Source organism: Streptomyces albus subsp. chlorinus (assembly GCF_013302895.1).
Taxonomy (GTDB): domain Bacteria; phylum Actinomycetota; class Actinomycetes; order Streptomycetales; family Streptomycetaceae; genus Streptomyces; species Streptomyces chlorinus.
In genome coordinates, this window is the sequence record NZ_VJOK01000001.1 from 1,786,943 (window position 1) to 1,803,724 (window position 16,782).

Here is a 16,782-nt window from a genome sequence, read left to right on the forward strand (position 1 = left end):
GTACGGACCGCCCGCCGCCCCTGGGCGCACCGCCCCGTGAGGCGCTGCTCGCGGGGGCGCCGCTGCTCGTGGTGCCGGTTGTCTTGGGGGCGCCACCGGTTTCAGGGGCGCCTCCGTTCCTGGGAGCGCCCCTGTTCTTCGGCGCACCACTCCTGGGAGCACCACTGCTCCCGGGGGCGGCTCCGCTCCTGGCGGCGGTGCTCTTGGAGGCGCCTCCGCTCCGGGGACCGGTGCTCTTGGGGGCGGTTCCGTTCCGGGGGGTGCCGCTCCCCGGGGTGGCACTCCTCGCCGGGCCGCTCCTGGGGGTGCCCGGCCCGGTGCCGGCGGGGGCGGTCTCGTCCCGGCGTCCGGGGCGGGGTACCCGGCCCTGGCCGCGGCCGGTGTCGCGGTCCTGGTCGCGGGGGCGCTCGCTCACCGCGTCACCTGCCCGGTGTCCGCGTCCGCCGACCGGGGGCCCGGCGCGCTGTCCGGTACGCCGCGCACGGTGCCGTCCGGGCGGAGGAAGACGGGGTTGCCGCCGGGGACCAGTCCCATCCGGCGGGCGCGCTCCTCCAGCCGGTCGGGGGCCGAGTAGCCGTCCACCTCCTGCTGGAGGGACTGCTGCTGGTCCGTCAGCTCCTCGGTCTCCTTCTCCAGCCTCGTCAGCTGGAACGAGCCCTTGTTGAGGGAGGCGTTCAGCAGCAGCAGGGCCAGCAGTCCCGTGCCCAGCAGCAGGACGATCAGCAGCACGAACGGGGCGCGTGCCGCCCGCGCGCTTCCGGCGGGCACCAACCCGGCCAGGCGTGCGATGCGCTGCTGTGCGGTCATCGGCGTCAACCCGCCTCCCTGATGCGCTGGACGGCCCGCAGCCGGACCGGTGCGGCGCGGCGGTTCTCGGCGATCTCCTCGTCGGTGGCCTGCTCGGCACCGCGGGTCAGCAGCTTGAGGCGGGGCTGGTACTGCTCGGGCACCACCGGCAGTCCGGGCGGGGCCGAGCTGCTGGCACCGGCGGAGAAGAGCCGTTTGACCAGCCGGTCCTCCAGCGAGTGGTAGGAGAGGACGACCATCCTGCCGCCGACCGCGACCGCCTCCACGGCGCCGGGCAGCGCCCGCTCCAGCACCGTCAGCTCCCCGTTGACCTCGATGCGCAGGGCCTGGAAGGTCCGCTTGGCCGGGTTGCCGCCGGTGCGTTTGGCGGCCTGCGGCAGGGCCTCGCGGATCACCTCGACCAGCCGGGCGCTGCGGGTGAACGGCTCCTTCTCGCGCTCGCGCACGACGGCCTCGACGATGCGGCGGGCCTGCTTCTCCTCGCCGTACGTCCGCAGGATGCGCACCAGGTCGCCGGGCGCGTAGGTGTTGAGGACCTCGGCGGCGCTGAGGCCCTTCGTCTGGTCCATGCGCATGTCCAGCGGGGCGTCCTGGGCGTAGGCGAAGCCCCGGTCGGCCTCGTCCAGCTGGAGGGAGGAGACCCCCAGGTCGAACAGGACGCCCTGGACGCGGGCGATGTCCAGCCGGGCCAGCACCTCGGGCAGCTCGTCGTAGACGGCGTGCACGAGCGTCGCCCGGTCGGCGTACGGGGCCAGGCGTTCGCCCGCGAGTTCGAGTGCCGCCGGGTCGCGGTCCAGGCCCACGAGGCGCGCCGAGGGGAACGTGGACAGCAGGGCCTCGCTGTGCCCGCCCATCCCGAGGGTGCAGTCGACGACGGTGGCGCCGGGCTCGGCGAGCGCGGGGGCGAGCAGGTCCAGGGTGCGCCGGAGCATGACCGGGGTGTGCAGTTCGCCGACGGGCCGCTCGTTGGTGGTCACTGTGCCCTCTCAGATCTGGCGGGCACCGTGCACATGCTCCTTGGTCCCCGCCCGCTCGAAGGGGAGTGGCCCGCCCGCGCCGGGGAGCGCCGGAGGCCGGGAGCGGGAGGAGGCCGAGCCGCACGTGCGCGCCCGCGCACGCGAGGGGAATCGGGAGTCCTTGGGGGAGTACTGTCGCCTCCCACTTCGCGTCACTTTAGTCCACTCGTCCCCTCGGTCAACTACGGGACCAGGCGCGTCCTGACAGAGGCTGACACTCGATCCGTGGATCCGGTGCCCACCGGACGGAGAGGCGGGGACGAGCCCTGTGAGGCTCCTGTGAGGTACTCCACAGGTGCCTCGCAGCCGGTGGGGCGGTCCGTTTTCGCCACCCTCCGGGCGGGCCGGGCACCAGGAGGCGGGCTACCGTCGTACCCATGTCGATATCCGCACCTCAGCCCGAGTCGGGCCGCTCGACCGCCGCCGGGTCCTCCGTGACCGACGAGCCGTCCGTGACCGACGAGCTGGTCGCCGCGAACCAGGGGTACGCGAGCGGGTTCACCGACCCGGGCATGGACGCGCGCCCGGTGCGGCGGGTGGCGATCGTCGCCTGCATGGACGCCCGGCTCGACCTGCACGCCGCGCTCGGCCTGGAGCTGGGCGACTGCCACACCATCCGCAACGCGGGCGGCGTCGTCACCGACGACGTCATCCGCTCCCTCACCATCAGCCAGCGGGCGCTGGGCACCCGCTCCGTGGTGCTCATCCACCACACCGGCTGCGGGCTGCTGGACCTGACCGAGGATTTCCGGCACGAGCTGGAACTGGAGGTGGGCCAGCGGCCGTCCTGGGCTGTCGAGTCGTTCAGGGATCTCGACCAGGACGTGCGCCAGTCCGTCGAGCGCGTCCGCACCTCCCCGTTCCTGCTCCACCGGGACGACGTGCGCGGCTTCGTCTTCGACGTGACGACGGGCCTGCTGCGCGAGGTCGCACCGGCCTGAGCCCCGGGGCGCCGGACCGGTCCCGTCCCGGGGCCGGCCCCAGGACGGCTCGGGGGAAGGCTCCGGAGATGGCTTCGGGGAAGGCTTCGGGGAGAGTGACGGAAGGCCCTGTCGCCATGAAGAATGAGCAACAGCACACGAAACAGGGCCCGGTGGGGCGGACGCGAGGGCGGACCCGGGACGGACGCGGGGACGGCGACCGCCGGGCAGGACAACGGGGATGGGGCCGAGGAGGGCCGGTGACGACCTATGACGAGCGGGCGAACCTGAGCGATCTGAGCGCCACGGCGGGCGAGGTGCGCCGCTGTGTCGAGTCGGTGATCGAGGGAAAACCGGACGTGGTCCGGCTCGCTCTCACGGTGCTCCTGGCCGAGGGCCATCTGCTGATCGAGGACGTGCCCGGCGTCGGCAAGACCATGCTCGCCAAGGCGCTGGCCAGATCCGTCGACTGCTCGGTGCGCCGCATCCAGTTCACCCCCGACCTGCTGCCCTCCGACATCACCGGCGTCAGCGTCTACGACCAGCAGCGCAAGGACTTCGAGTTCAAGCCCGGCGCCGTCTTCGCCCAGATCGTCATCGGGGACGAGATCAACCGGGCCTCCCCCAAGACGCAGTCGGCGCTGCTGGAGTCCATGGAGGAGCGGCAGGTCACCATCGACGGGCAGACCTACGAGCTGCCCGACCCCTTCATGGTCGTCGCCACCCAGAACCCCGTCGAGATGGAGGGCACCTACCCGCTGCCCGAGGCCCAGCGCGACCGGTTCATGGCGCGGATCTCCATCGGGTACCCGAGCCCGGCGGCGGAGCTGGAGATGCTCGACGTGCACGGCAGCGCCTCGCCGCTGGCCGACCTGCGGCCGGTCGCGCACGCGCACGACATCGTCAAGCTGATCGAGACGGTGCGGGGGGTGCACGTCTCCGACGCGGTGCGGCGGTACGCGGTCGAGCTGGTGGCCGCCACCCGCGCCCACCCGGAGCTGCGGCTGGGCGCCTCGCCGCGCGCCACCCTCCACCTGCTGCGCGCCTCCAAGGCGACCGCCGCACTGGCCGGACGGGAGTTCGCCCTGCCGGACGACGTGCAGTCGCTGGCCGGTCCGGTGCTGGCACACCGCCTGCTGCCCACCGCGCAGGCCCAGTTGAACCGGCGCACGGCCGAGCAGGTGGTGGCCGAGATCGTGCAGCGGGTGCCCGTCCCGGCCGTCGGGCACACCCCCGCGGCGCCCGGCGCTCCCGGGATGCCGCCAGGCGGTGCCTACAGGCAGGGGCAGCAGCCCGGGCACCCCCGGCCGGGCGGCGCCGGGCGGCCGCAGTCCGGACAGCCCCGGGGCTACTGATGTCCCACGGACCGGCGCCCGCCGCTCCGTCCGCACCCGGCGCCGGGCCATACGGGGACGCCGTACCGTACGGAGGTTCCGGGCCGTACGGAGGTTCCGGGCCGTACGGCGGCGCCGGGGCCCACGGCGGTTCCGGGCCGCAGCCGGGGGCGGAGCCGTACGGCGGCGCCGGGCCGGGCGGGAAGCGGGGCGGTGGCAAGGGCGAGCACGGCAGCGAGAGCCGTGGGTCGCTGCGCAAGGCGTTCGGCGGCCTCACCACCCGCGGCCGCTCCTTCCTGGCCGCGGGCCTCGCGGCGGCCGTGTGCGCCTACGCGCTGGGGCAGGAGGAACTGCTGCGGGTCGGCGTGCTGCTGGCGGTGCTGCCCCTGGTCTGCGTCCTGGTGCTGCACCGCACCCGCTACCGGGTCGCGGGCTACCGCCGGCTGTCCCCCTCTCGGGTGCCGGCGCGCACCGAGGCCCGCGTCCACCTGCGGATCGACAACGTCTCCCGGCTGCCCACCGGACTGCTGATGCTCCAGGACCGGGTGCCCTACGTCCTCGGTCCGCGCCCCCGCTTCGTCCTGGACCGGTTGGAGCCGGGCGGGCGGCGCGAGGTCTCCTACCGGGTGCGCTCGGACATGCGCGGGCGGTACCCGCTGGGACCGCTCCAGCTGCGGCTGACGGACCCGTTCGGGATGTGCGAACTGACCCGCTCCTTCAGCACGTTCGACACGCTCACCGTCGTGCCGCCCGTCGAGGCGCTGCCCGCCACCCGGCAGGCGGGCGAGGCGGGCGGCTACGGCGAGGGCCGGCAGCGCGCCCTGGCACTGGCCGGTGACGACGACGTGATCCCGCGCGGCTACCGGTACGGCGACGACCTGCGGCGGGTGCACTGGCGATCGACGGCGCGGTACGGCGAGCTGATGGTGCGCCGCGAGGAACAGCCCCAGCAGGCGCGCTGCACGGTGCTGCTGGACACCCGCCGCCGCGCGTACCCGGGCGCCGGGCCCGACTCCCCGTTCGAGTGGGCGGTCGCGGGCGCCGCCTCGGTCTGCGCCCACCTGCTGGAGCGCGGCTACTCGGTGCGGCTCCTGACCGACACCGGTGCCCTCGCCCCGGGCGCCGAGGGCGGCGGCTTCCTCTCCGACGGCCCCGAGACGGCGGGCCTGCTGCTCGACGTCCTCGCCGTGGTCGAGCACTCCGACGAGCCGGGCCTGTCCGGCGCCTACGACGCGCTGCGCGGCGGAACGGCGGGCGGTGAGGGCCTGCTGGTCGCGTTCCTCGGGGTGCTGGACGAGGAGCAGGCCCTCACGGTGGGCCGGATGCGCGCGCGTTCCAGCCGTGCGGTGGCCTTCCTCGCCGGGCCCGGCACCGGTCCGGCGGGCCCGGTCGCGGGTGGCGGTACGGGGGCCGGTGGCGGTACGGGGGCCGCCTCGGGTGCGGGTGCCGGTGCCGCTCCGGGTACGGGCGCCGCTCCGGGGCCGGGTGCCGCTCCGGGGCCGGGTGCCGGTGCCGGTGCGGCGGTCCGTCGGGGTGCCGGCGCCGGGTGGGAGGCGTCGGCGCAAACCCTGCGCGAGGCGGGGTGGACGGCGCTGGTGGGCGGCCCCGGTGTCCCCCTGTCCGCACTGTGGCAGGAGGCCGGCAAGGCGAACGTGAAGGGGCGGGAGTGATGAGCGGACGGGGACGGCTCGCGATCTGTGCCGCGGTGGCGACCCTGGCCGCGGCCTGCGCGCTGCTGCCGCTGGTGGACCCGGCGACCTGGCTGCTCCAGGCCGCCATACTGGTCGCCGTCCAGACGGGTGTGGGCGCCGCCACCCGCCGCGTGCCGCTGGCCAGGCCGGTGACGGTGCTGACGCAGGCGGCCGTCTCGCTGCTGCTGCTCACCGTCCTCTTCGCCCGCGCGCCCGGCAGCGCCCTGCCCGGGCCCGAGCTCTTCGCACGGTTCGGCGCCCTGCTCACCCAGGGCACCCAGGACGTGAGCCGGTACGCGATACCCGCTCCCCTCACCGACGGCATCCGGCTGCTGCTCGTCGGCGGCGTCCTCGTCATCGCCCTGCTGGTGGACATCCTGGCAGTCACCTGCCGCAGCGCGGCCCCCGCCGGGCTGCCGCTGCTGGCGCTGTACTCGGTGGCCGCCGGGATCTCCCAGGGCGGCGCCCGCTGGCTGTGGTTCCTGTGCGCCGCTGGCGGCTATCTGCTGCTCCTGCTGGCCGAGGGCCGGGAGCGGCTCTCGCAGTGGGGCCGGGTCTTCACCGACAGGTCGCGCCCCGGCTCCGCCCCGCACCAGCCGGGCGCGGTCGGCGGGACGGCCGTGGCACCGGTGCGGACGGGACGGCGCATCGGCGCCCTGGCGCTGGGGCTGTCCCTGGTGGTGCCGGCCGCGCTGCCGTCGCTGGGCGGCGGACTGCTTCAGGCGGCGCGCGACGGGGGCGGTGGCTCGCCGAAGGGCGGCGGCACGGTCTCCGCCGTCAACCCGCTCGTCGCCCTGCAGGACAGTCTCAACCAGCCCGAGAACCGCACCGCGCTGGTCTACTCGACGACCAGCGAGGAGACGCAGGACCTCTACATGCGGATCGTCGCGCTGGACAAGTTCGACGGCTCCCAGTGGAAACCCTCCGAGCGGCGCATCGGTGAGATCCCCGATCCGATGCCCACCCCGCGGGGTCTGGCGCCCGGCGTGCGCACGGAGAAGGTCCGCAGCACCATCAAGGCCGGGGACTGGTACGCCCAGGACTGGCTGCCGATGCCGTACCCGGCCAACCGGGTGCGGATCGACGGCAAGTGGCGCTTCGAGCCCGAGGGCCGCACCCTGGTCGGCTACGACGGGCAGACCACCCGCGGCCTGCGCTACGACGTCGAGAGCCTCCAGGTGCGGCCGACCGCCGACCAGCTGCGCAACGCGCCCGAGCCGCCGGACGACCTCGCACGCGAGTACACCAAGGTCCCCGACTCGCTGCCCGACGTCGTACCGAAGACGGCCCGCAGGGTCACCCGGGGTGCGGAGAGCGACTACGACCGCGCCGTCCTGCTCCAGGACTGGTTCGCGGACAAGGGCGGCTTCACCTACGACACCGAGGTGAACGCCGGAAGCGGGACCGCCGCCATCGCCAAGTTCCTCAAGGAGAAGGAGGGCTTCTGCATCCACTTCTCCTTCGCCATGGCCTCCATGGCACGCACCCTGGGCATCCCGGCACGGGTGGCCGTCGGCTTCACCCCCGGCACGGCACGCGGCGACGGCATGATGGAGGTCGGCCTCCAGGACGCGCACGCCTGGCCCGAGCTGTACTTCGAGGGCGTCGGCTGGACCCGCTTCGAGCCCACCCCGACCCGCGGCACGACCCCCTCCTACGCGCAGCCCGACGCGCCGGACGCCGACCGCAACCCGGGCGAGGAGCTGCCCGACCGGGGCCAGAGGGACGAGCCCTCCCCCGGGCCGTCCCCCTCGGAGCGGTGCGGCACCCAGGAGAAGCGGGCCGACACCGAGTGCGGTCTCGCCGCCCCGCTGCCCGGCGCGGGCGGTTCGGAGGACGGGACACCGGTGGGCACCGTGGTGGCGCTCGCCGCCGGGGTGGCGGCGGCCGTGGGGCTGCTGTCGCTGCCGATGCTGCTGCGGGTGCGGAGACGGGCCCGGCGGCTGCGGCCCCGGGACGCGGAGGATCCGTCGGCCGCGACGGAGAGCGTGCTCGACGCCTGGCGCGAACTGATCGACACCGGCTGGGACCACGGCGTCGTCCCGCAGGACTCCCTGACCCCGCGGAGCGCCGCCGCGCGGCTCGCACGCGTCGGCGAGCTGCCCGACGCCGAGGCCGAGGCGGCGCACCGGGTGGCGCTGGCGGTCGAGCACGTCCTCTACGCTCCCGTACCGCGTGCGGCCCCGGGCCTGCCGGACGACGTCCGCCGCGTCCGGGCCGGGCTGCGCGCCGCGGCTCCCCTCACGACGCGGATCCGCGCCCAGGTGCTGCCGCCGTCCACGATCCGCCTCGTGTGGGCGGTCACCGACCGCCTGCGCGGGCTGCGCACCCGCTGGGCGCGGGCCCTGAAGCTGCGCTTCGCCCGCTGAGCGGGCCGGGGCCCGGGTTCCGTCCCGGGCCCCGGGGGTCGGGCTGTGAGGCCCCGGGCCGGGGGCCCGGCCCGGGAGCGGCAGGGCTGTCGGGCATCGGGCGCCGGCCTCGGGCTCGGGTCTCGGACGCCGGGCGGCGGCTCGGGTCCCGGGCGGCGGCTCGGGGCTCGGACACCGACCTCGGGCTCGGACGCCGGCCTCGGGCGGCGGCCTCGGGCGGGCGGCCTAGGGAGCGGGCTCGGCCTCGGGGGCGGGTGCCGGTCCTCGTCCGGCACCGGACCCTCGTCGCGCATACCGGCTGGTCGGTATGGCGGAAGAGGGGGGCGAGGCGAGGAGGCGCGGGACGGAGGGGTGGGCCGACAACTGGGACCCGGCCGTACCGGGCCGGCCCCGTCACGACCTCCGGACCCGGTCTCCCCGAGACGAACCGAGCCCCCGCCCGGGGAGGGGCGGGGGCTCGGCCGACGAAGCAAAGAGGCTCGAAAGAGGCTCAGGAGGAGGGGGGCCGCAGGCGGCGGAAGGTCAGTGGTGCCCCTCGTCGCGGCGGCGCTGCCACCGCTCCTCGATGCGGGACATCATCGACTTGCGGACCCGTGGCTGCTGGCGGCCGGGCGAGCCCTGCGCGGTCTGGCCCCTGCCCTGGCCCTCACCCTGCTTGGGGGCCTTGCGCCAACTGGTCACAGCGAGGACGGCGCACCCCAGCATCACGAGGAAGCCGACGACGCTGATCCAGATCTGCTGAGCGACCATCCCGGCCATGAGGAGCGCGATACCCACCAGAAAGCCCGTCACCGCTTGGTAGACCCGCTTGCGGGTGTACCGGCGCAGCTCACTTCCTTCGAGCGCTGTCGCGAACTTGGGATCTTCGGCGTACAGCGCTCGCTCCATCTGCTCGAGCATCCGCTGCTCGTGCTCAGAGAGCGGCACGGAGTCCTCCTACTCGTCGGTCGCGGGGGCGACCGGATGCGACTCTTTCAGGATAGGCAGGGAATCGCCCCCGTGAAACCCGCCCCTCTCCGCCAATTCCTCCCACCACACCCGACATAACGGACCGGGGTGCCAACGGCGTGTTCCGTACATTCCCGTGCCGCCTTTCCGCCATGCCGGACGGTGCACCTCGATCATACGGCGCGTAGCCGCTGATCGGGCAGGTGAGAACGGGGCCCTCCCCGCCGCCGGGAGCGCGGGGGCCGGACTGGGCCTCAGCCGCCGGTGCCCGGGGCCGCCGCCGCCCCGGGCGGCACCTCGGCCAGCACGTGCAGCCGGCCGGCGACGGACTGGAAGTCGGGCAGCTCGGCGGCGGTGGCCTCCAGCTTGGCCAGGGCTTCCAGGGCGTCCGGCTCGGTGTCCACCAGGGCGCCCGGCACCAGGTCGGCGAAGACCCGCACGCCGTGCACGGAGATGACCTCCAGCCCGGTGCTGGTGACCAGCGCGGTGAGCTGCTCGGGGGTGAAGCGGCGGGGCATGGGGTCGCTCTCGCCCCAGCGGCCGCCCGGGGAGGTGAGGGCGTGTCGCGCCTCGGTGAAGTGCCCGGCCAGCGCCCGCGCGAGCACGGCGCCGCCCAGCCCCGAGGCCAGCACGCTGAGGGTGCCGCCCTCGGGCCGCAGGGCGGCGACCGCGTTGCGCAGCCCCTCGGCGGGGTCGTCCACGTACTCCAGGACGCCGTGGCAGAGCACCACGTCGTAGGTGCCGCGCTCGGCGACGTCGAAGAGTCCGCGCACATCGCCCTGCACGCCGCGCACCCGCTCGGCCACGCCCTCCTCGGCGGCGCGGCGTTCCAGGGCGAACAGGGCGTTGGGGCTGGGGTCGACCACGGTGACCCGGTGGCCGAGGCGGGCGACGGGCACGGCGAGGTTGCCGGTGCCGCCTCCGGTGTCGAGGACCTCCAGCTCGGCGCGGTCCGACAGCTTGGCGCGCTGGTCCAAGGCTCCGCGCAGGACGTCCCAGACCACTGCTGTACGGAGGGATGCGCTCGGGCGGGACATGCGGTGCTCCTCGGCTCAGTGACGGGCGGTACCCACCCTATTGCCTCCGGGCCCGGTCGGTCCGGCCGGCAGCCCGCGCGGACTCCACACCTCCGCACCCCGCAACGCGCCCCCCGGACACCGCACCCGGACCCCGCGTCCCCAAACCACGGCCCAGGCACCACAGCCCCAGGCGGCACCACAGCCCCAGGCACCACAGCCCCAGGCACCACACCCCCGGGCATCACGGCCCCAGGCACCACAACCTACGGGCACCACGAACTCCAGGCACCACAGCGCCGGGCACACAACCCCCGGGCGTCACGACCCGAGGCACCACCATCCCGGGCACCCCGTCCGAGGACGCCGCGCCCGAGGACCCGCCGCCCGGGCGGCCCCCTCACCCCGCGCGGCGGTCCCGCGGGTGGGCATGCGGGTCGTCCGGGTGCGCCGTGCGGGGCCGGGGCAGGGCCGGCTGGGAGACGAGCATCCGCTCGACCAGGCGGAGGAACATCCCCGCGTAGTGCAGCAGCTCGTCGGCCTGGGACCAGTCGGCGGCGCCGGCTATGCCCGCCTCCGCGCGTGCCCGGCGCGGGGCGCCGGAGGCGAAGAGGGCGCTCCACTCGGCCAGTTCGGGGGCGACCTCGGGCAGGACCTCCCAGGCGCTGCGGATGGCGGGACGACGCGGCCGGCGCTGCGGGCCGCCTCCCGGGCGGATGGCGTCCAGCTCCGGCCGGCCGCGGACGGCGAGGACGGCGGCGGCCGTGCGCAGCGCGGCGAGGTGGGCGGTGGCGTAGCGCTCGTTGGCCGTCTCCATGGCGGCGGCCTCGTCCAGCCCGTGCTGGGCCTGGGCGAGCAGGTCGAGCGCGGCGGGTGGAGCGGTGGCCCTGCGGAGCACCGGGTGGATGTCGTCGGCCGGGCCGGGGTACCCGGTGCGGCCGGTGTGGCGGGCGGGTGGCGTGGTCGGCTGCGGGGGCGCGGGGCGCGCTCCCCGGGGATTCCGAGATGACCGCATCACGTGCATCAACCTCCCGTCGGCTGAAGCCGGTTCGCGGAACCGGTCGTCTGCGTTCCATCGTGGCGCACACCACTGACAATCCGCCCTGACCTGCGCGAATGCCACGAAGGGCAGGGCGATTGGCCGTCGGGCGGCCAACTGCGGCATACTTTGGACTGACCGGTCAGCCCAAAGAAGGCTTCCCGGAGCCGGACGACCGGTCCACGACGCGGGAACGAGCGATCAGGAAGCGGGAGGGGCCGTGACACAGCCACGGGGAGCCGCCGTCTTCGCCGAGGACTTCGGGCTCGACGGGCCACGCGGGCCCGTCTTCGACGGGGTCGGCTTCACCGCGGAGCCCGGCTCCGTGATCGCGGTGACCGGACCCTCCGGTTCCGGGCGCACCTGCCTGCTGCTCGCTCTCACCGGCCGGATGAGGGCGGGCCGCGGCCACGCCAAGGTGGGGGGCCACCCGCTGCCCAAGCGGCTCGCGGCGGTACGCCGGATCAGCGCGCTCGGCCTCGTCCCCGGCGTCAACGACCTGGACCCGGCGCTGACCGTCACCGAGCAGCTGCGCGAACGCGTGCTGCTCCAGCGGCGGTTCGACGGTCCGCTGCGCTCCGTCCTGCGGCCCCGCCGCGAGCGTGCCGCCGCCAGCCGGGCGCGGCTGGAGCGGGCCGTGGAGACCGCCGGTCTCGACCTGGACGCGCTGCCTCGCGGCGGGCGGACCCCGGTGCGGGACCTGGACCGGCTGACCGAGCTGCGGCTCTCGGTGGCGCTCGCGCTGCTCGGCGAGCCGCGCCTGCTGGCCGTGGACGACGTGGACCTGAAGCTGTCCGGGGCGGAGCGCCACCAGGCGTGGGCGCTGCTGCGCGCGGTGGCGGAGACCGGTGTCACGGTGCTGGCCGTGTGCAGCGAGCCACCGGACGAGGGCGCGGTGGTCGTGCGGACCAGGGTGGCCGACGGCACCGGCGACGGGACGGACCACCCGGACGGGGACGGTGGCGGCGACCGCGACGCCCGGAGCGGGAGCGCCGGGAGCCGGGCGGAGGGCTCCCGCGAGAAGGCGGACGGGATCGAGAAGGAGGGGGCGGCCGATGCGCTCGCCGAGGCTAGCCGCGCTTGAGCTGAAGCGGTTCGGCAGGGGGCGGCTGCCGCGCGCGGCGATGGCCGCGATGCTGCTGCTGCCGCTGCTGTACGGCGCGCTGTACCTGTGGTCGTTCTGGGACCCCTACGACCGGCTGGACAAAGTGCCCGTCGCGCTGGTGAACGAGGACAAGGGCGCGACCGTCAAGGGGGAGAAGGTCCACGCGGGCGACGACATCGTCAAGGGGCTGCACCGCAGCGACTCGTTCGACTGGCACGAGACCAGCGCCGAGGAGGCGCGCAAGGGCGTCGAGGACGGGCGGTACTACCTGTCGCTGACGGTGCCCGCCGACTTCAGCAAGCGCGTCTCGTCCTCTTCCGGCGGCTCCCCCGAGACCGGTGCGCTCAAGGTGCGCGCCAACGACGCCAACAACTACATCGTGGGGCAGATCTCCCGCACCGTCTTCTCCGAGGTCCGCGCGACCGCCTCCAGCAAGGTCTCCCGCGGCTTCTACGACAAGATCTACGTCTCCTTCTCCACGCTGCACGGCAAGACCGCGAAGGCCGCCAAGGGTGCCGACGATCTCGGTCACGGCATCGGCAAGGCCAAGGAGGGCGCGGGCAAGCTCAAGAACGGCCTCGGTGACGCGGAGAGCGGCAGCGGCCGGCTCAAGAGCGGCACGGCGACGCTGCACGAGGGGGCCGGCAGTCTCAAGACGGGCGCGGGCCAGGTCGCCGAGGGCACCCAGAAGCTGGCCGACAAGGTGAACGGCGCGGCCGGAAAGGTGCGGCCGTTCCTGACCGAGCACAGCGGCGACATCGGCAAGGCCGCGCGCGGGGTCGCCCGTACGAGCAAGACGCTCAAGAAGAACCTCGGCGCGCTGCCGGGCGCGGCGCAGCGCGCCCGGACCGACTCGCGGGAGGCCGCCAACGCGCTCTCGAAGCTGTACGAGGCCCGGTGCGGCAAGGGCGCCCCGGGCAAGCCCTCGCCCGGCAGGCCCTCCCCGAGCGTGCCCGGCCCCGGCCTGCCCGCCTCACCGGGCGGCGGCCAGGACGGCGGCGGCAGCCAGGACGGCGGCAGCGGCGGCTCGGGGCAGCAGCCGGGCACTGGGCAGCAGTCCGGCCCGGCCCAGCGGCCGGGCGCGGACGGGAAGGCGGATGCCGTACCGCGGCTGTCCTCCAAGTCCGCGGCCGGTCCTGGTGCCACGGCGCCCGGCTCCTGCCCGCAGTTGAAGAAGGCGGTGGACGCCGCCGAGCGCTCCGCCGAGGTCGCCGCCAAGGTCGACGGGTACGTCAAGAACGAGAAGAACCTCGACGAACTCGGCCGCCACCTCGACGACCTGGACAAGACCGCCACCGCGCTGGCCGAGCGCGCCCCGCACCTCAAGCAGGACGTGGACACCGCCGTCAGGCAGATCAACAAGCTCAACAAGGGCGCGCACGCGGTCTCCAAGGGCGCCGGGAAGCTGCACTCCGGACTCGGCACCGCCAAGAGTGGCGCGGCCGAACTGGACACCGGCCTCGGCAAGCTGACCGACGGCGCCGCCTCGCTCGACGGCGGACTGTTCAAACTGGCCGACGGCTCCGGGAAGCTGGCCGGCGGGCTGCACGCGGGAGCCGAGCAGATACCGGACTACGGCAAGGGCGAGCGCGACAAGCGCACCGGCGTCATGGCCGACCCGGTCGGCCTCGCCTCGCACAAGGCGCACACGGCGCCCAACTACGGGACCGGCTTCGCGCCGTACTTCATCCCGCTCTCCCTCTGGGTCGGCGCGATGATCGCCTACATGCTGCTCCAGCCGCTCAACAAGCGGGCGCTGGCGGCGGGCGCCCCGGCCTGGCGGATCGCGCTGGCCGGCTGGCTGCCGGTGGCCGCGATCGGGGTGGCGCAGGTGGCCGCGCTGATGAGCGTGCTGCACTGGGGCCTCGGCCTCCAGATGGCCCGCGGGCTGGGCACGATCGGGTTCCTGCTGCTGGTGGCGGCGTGCTTCACGGCTCTCGTGCAGTTCCTCAACGCCCGCTTCGGGCCCGCGGGGCGCATCCTCGTCCTGGCGATGCTGATGCTCCAGCTGACCTCGGCGGGCGGCACGTACCCGATCCAGACCAGTCCCGGGTTCTTCAACGCCCTCCACCCCTTCCTGCCGATGAGCTACGTGGTCGAGGGGCTGCGGCACCTGATCACCGGCGGGGAGCTGTGGCCGGTGTGGCGGGCGTGCCTGGTGCTGCTGGCGTTCACGGCGGGCGCCGTCGCGCTGACGGCCGTCACCGCGCGCCGCAAGCAGGTGTGGACACTCGACCGGCTCCGCCCGGAGATCTCGCTGTGAGGGCGCGCGCCGCGGCCGGGAGGAGGTCCCCGGAGGAGAATGGCCGCATGACGAGTGCCCGCACCACCACACCACGCAGCCGCAACGCCACCCGGGACAAGCTCTTCCAGGCGGCGGTCACCCTCATCGCCGAGCAGGGGTTCTCCTCCACCACGGTGGAGGAGATCGCCGAACGGGCGGGGGTCGCCAAGGGCACGGTCTACTACAACTTCGCCAGCAAGACCGAGCTCTTCGAGGAACTGCTGCGGCACGGGGTGGCGCTGCTGACCGCCGACCTGCGGCAGGCCGCCGCCGAGACCGAGCAGCGCGGCGGCAGCAGGGTGGACGCGCTGGATGCCATGGTCCGCGCCGGGCTGCTGTTCATCGACCGCTACCCGGCCTTCACCCAGCTCTACGTCGCCGAGCTGTGGCGCACCGGCCGCGCCTGGAACGAGACGCTGCTGATGGTGCGGCGCGAGGCCGTCGCCGTGGTGGAGGGCGTGCTGCGCGCGGGCGTCGCCGAGGGCGAACTCAGCCAGGACATCGACATCCAGCTCACCGCCGCCGCCCTGGTGGGCATGGTGCTGGTGGCCGCGCTGGACTGGAAGGCGTTCCAGCCCGAACGCTCCCTGGAGGACGTCCACGGAGCGCTCTCCCTGCTGTTGCAGGGGCGCGTCGGCGGGCGGGAACGCTCCCGCTGAACCGTCCCGCGCTCACGGGACCGTCCGCGCTCACGGGAGGGCGGACGGCCCCGTTCCGCGGCCCCGTGTCAGCGGTCCCGGCACCCCGCCCTCCCGTGGCCCCCACTCTTCCGCGCACCCCGCCGGCGCCCATCGGCGCTGCTACTCAAGAGCCCGTCTGAGTAGGACTACCTAGCCCTGGGTACCCCTCACCATCCCGGCCCGCCGGTACCGCACCGACCGGCCCGGCGGCCCCTCCGGACGGGAGGGGGCTAGAGTCGCTGGTCATGGCACGGATCGTGGTGATCGGCGCGGGAATGGGCGGCATGGCCGCCGCGGCACGGCTCGCCGTGGCGGGGCACGACGTCGTGGTGCACGAGCGGAGCGACACCCACGGGGGTGCCGTACAGCGCTACGCACGGGACGGGTTCGCCTTCGACACCGGCCCCGGTCTGCTCCACCTGCCCGCCGTCTACCGCGACCTGTTCCTCAAGACCGGCCGCGAGCCGCTGGAGGACCGGGTCGAGCTGGTGCGGGTGCCCGTCACGGCGCGGCACGTCTTCCCGGACGGCGGCCGCGTCACCCTGCCCAACGCGTCCCGCGGCAAGGTGCGGGCCGCGCTGGACGAGGCGCTCGGCGCGGGCGCGGGCGAGCACTGGGCCGGGATGCTGAACCGGGCCCGCGAGGCGTGGGAGGCCACCCGGCGTCCGCTGCTGGAGGAGCCGCTGCGCGACGAGCCCTCGTCGCGGGGCGCTCTGGAGCGGGACGGCGCCTATCCCGCACCGCCACCCAAGGGGCTGCGGCGCCTCCGCCGGAGGCCGCGGCAGGGAAGCGCTTCCGGGCCGACGCTCGCCCAGCTGGCCGACGACGAACTGCGTGACCCGCGGCTGGCCGCGATGCTGTGCGGCTGCGCCTGGTCGCACGGGCTGGACCCGGCGACCGCCCCCGCCGGTGCGGCCCGGCTCGCGTATCTGGAGGACGCGTTCGGCACCTGGTACGTCAAGGGCGGCATGCGCGCGCTCGCCGACGCCCTGTACGCGCGCTGCGAGCAGCGGCGGGTCACCTTCCGCTTCGGCAGCGCCGTGACCGGCGTACGGGAGAAGGACGGGCGCGCGGCCGGGGTGGAACTGGCCGACGGTTCCGGCGTCGAGGCCGACGTGGTGGTGGCGGGTACGGCGCCCGGGACACTCGCGGGGTGGCCGGAGGGGCACCGGGCCGCCGGCCCCGGTATGGCCCGGCTCACCGTGCTGCTCGCCCTGCGCGGCGCACGCCCGGAGGGCACCCCGCACCGCACGCTGGTGCACCGCGCGGAGGCGCCGGGGCAGCCACTGACCGTGCTGCGCCCGGACGATCCCGCGCTGCGCCCGGACGACGCGCACGAGACGGCGGTCCTCAGCCTCCCGCTGGCCACCGCCTCCCCGACCGGCTCCGCGGGCTCCGGCTCCCCTGGTTCCGCCGTCGCCATGGACTCCTCCGCCGGGCGGGCCGGGGGCCGGGACCGGCTGGCGGCAGGAGGTGTCTGGCGGCGGCCGACGCGGCCGGGCTGGGCTGGGCGAGCGCTGCTGTGGCACGAGGTGCGGACCCCCGCCGACAACGAGGCCGAGACCGGCGCCCC

At 75.1% G+C, this 16,782-nt stretch carries 13 protein-coding genes; 8 read left to right on the plus strand and 5 right to left on the minus strand.

Features of this window, described 5'->3' with window-relative positions; translation table 11 throughout:
- Positions 1-411 precede the first annotated feature (411 nt).
- The gene (locus FM076_RS08100) at positions 412-807 is read right to left on the minus strand and encodes a septum formation initiator family protein (protein ID WP_173869253.1); all 396 of its coding nucleotides are present in this window, start codon (positions 805-807) and stop codon (positions 412-414) included.
- Positions 808-812: 5 nt separating this feature from the next.
- Positions 813-1,739: a 16S rRNA (cytosine(1402)-N(4))-methyltransferase RsmH gene (gene rsmH / locus FM076_RS08105; protein ID WP_173874589.1), complete on the minus strand. Its 927-nt coding sequence runs from the start codon at positions 1,737-1,739 to the stop codon at positions 813-815.
- A 461-nt stretch (positions 1,740-2,200) separates the two neighbouring features.
- Here rsmH and FM076_RS08110 point away from each other — a divergent pair, with 461 nt between their 5' ends.
- From FM076_RS08110 to FM076_RS08125, 4 genes are all read left to right on the plus strand, one after another.
- Entirely contained in the window at positions 2,201-2,764 is a 564-nt protein-coding gene (locus FM076_RS08110; protein WP_243274368.1) for a beta-class carbonic anhydrase, read from the plus strand.
- Between the two features lie 239 nt (positions 2,765-3,003).
- Complete coding sequence (locus FM076_RS08115) at positions 3,004-4,098, plus strand: AAA family ATPase (protein WP_345944923.1); 1,095 nt, start codon at positions 3,004-3,006, stop codon at positions 4,096-4,098.
- The gene (locus FM076_RS08120) at positions 4,098-5,747 is read left to right on the plus strand and encodes a DUF58 domain-containing protein (protein ID WP_243274369.1); all 1,650 of its coding nucleotides are present in this window, start codon (positions 4,098-4,100) and stop codon (positions 5,745-5,747) included. Before FM076_RS08115 ends, FM076_RS08120 begins: the two co-directional genes overlap by 1 nt.
- Positions 5,747-8,137, plus strand: a complete 2,391-nt coding sequence (locus tag FM076_RS08125) for a transglutaminase TgpA family protein (RefSeq protein WP_173869254.1) — start codon at positions 5,747-5,749, stop codon at positions 8,135-8,137. Before FM076_RS08120 ends, FM076_RS08125 begins: the two co-directional genes overlap by 1 nt.
- A 522-nt stretch (positions 8,138-8,659) precedes the next feature.
- Here FM076_RS08125 and FM076_RS08130 read toward each other — a convergent pair.
- The 3 genes from FM076_RS08130 to FM076_RS08140 form a co-directional block, all read right to left on the minus strand.
- Entirely contained in the window at positions 8,660-9,064 is a 405-nt protein-coding gene (locus FM076_RS08130) for a DUF3040 domain-containing protein (RefSeq protein ID WP_173869255.1), read from the minus strand.
- Between the two features lie 275 nt (positions 9,065-9,339).
- The gene (locus FM076_RS08135) at positions 9,340-10,122 is read right to left on the minus strand and encodes a methyltransferase (protein WP_173869256.1); all 783 of its coding nucleotides are present in this window, start codon (positions 10,120-10,122) and stop codon (positions 9,340-9,342) included.
- Between the two features lie 379 nt (positions 10,123-10,501).
- Complete coding sequence (locus FM076_RS08140; RefSeq protein WP_173869257.1) at positions 10,502-11,116, minus strand: SAV_6107 family HEPN domain-containing protein; 615 nt, start codon at positions 11,114-11,116, stop codon at positions 10,502-10,504.
- 244 nt (positions 11,117-11,360) lie between these two features.
- Between FM076_RS08140 and FM076_RS08145 the strand changes: the two genes are divergently transcribed.
- The 4 genes from FM076_RS08145 to FM076_RS08160 all read left to right on the plus strand — a co-directional run.
- On the plus strand, positions 11,361-12,224 hold the full coding sequence (locus FM076_RS08145) for an ATP-binding cassette domain-containing protein (RefSeq protein ID WP_173869258.1): 864 nt from the start codon (positions 11,361-11,363) through the stop codon (positions 12,222-12,224).
- Positions 12,196-14,508 carry a YhgE/Pip domain-containing protein gene (locus FM076_RS08150; protein WP_173869259.1) on the plus strand — a complete coding sequence of 771 codons (2,313 nt, stop codon included), beginning with the start codon at positions 12,196-12,198 and terminating at the stop codon, positions 14,506-14,508. Before FM076_RS08145 ends, FM076_RS08150 begins: the two co-directional genes overlap by 29 nt.
- Before the next feature lie 47 nt (positions 14,509-14,555).
- Positions 14,556-15,188, plus strand: coding sequence for a TetR/AcrR family transcriptional regulator (locus tag FM076_RS08155; protein WP_173869260.1), 633 nt, complete (start codon positions 14,556-14,558; stop codon positions 15,186-15,188).
- Positions 15,189-15,454: 266 nt separating this feature from the next.
- The coding region (locus tag FM076_RS08160; RefSeq protein WP_173874592.1) for a phytoene desaturase family protein at positions 15,455-16,782 on the plus strand (1,328 nt) is incomplete at its 3' end.

Bases quoted from the DNA above. Each gene is read 5' to 3' on its own strand.
- FM076_RS08125 (WP_173869254.1), top strand. From the start codon at position 5,747: ATGAGCGGACGGGGACGGCTCGCGATCTGTGCCGCGGTGGCGACCCTG.
- FM076_RS08140 (WP_173869257.1), bottom strand. From the start codon at position 11,116: ATGCGGTCATCTCGGAATCCCCGGGGAGCGCGCCCCGCGCCCCCGCAG.
- FM076_RS08150 (WP_173869259.1), top strand. From the start codon at position 12,196: ATGCGCTCGCCGAGGCTAGCCGCGCTTGAGCTGAAGCGGTTCGGCAGG.
- rsmH (WP_173874589.1), bottom strand. From the start codon at position 1,739: ATGCTCCGGCGCACCCTGGACCTGCTCGCCCCCGCGCTCGCCGAGCCC.
- FM076_RS08110 (WP_243274368.1), top strand. From the start codon at position 2,201: ATGTCGATATCCGCACCTCAGCCCGAGTCGGGCCGCTCGACCGCCGCC.
- FM076_RS08120 (WP_243274369.1), top strand. From the start codon at position 4,098: ATGTCCCACGGACCGGCGCCCGCCGCTCCGTCCGCACCCGGCGCCGGG.
- FM076_RS08155 (WP_173869260.1), top strand. From the start codon at position 14,556: ATGACGAGTGCCCGCACCACCACACCACGCAGCCGCAACGCCACCCGG.
- FM076_RS08100 (WP_173869253.1), bottom strand. From the start codon at position 807: ATGACCGCACAGCAGCGCATCGCACGCCTGGCCGGGTTGGTGCCCGCC.
- FM076_RS08135 (WP_173869256.1), bottom strand. From the start codon at position 10,122: ATGTCCCGCCCGAGCGCATCCCTCCGTACAGCAGTGGTCTGGGACGTC.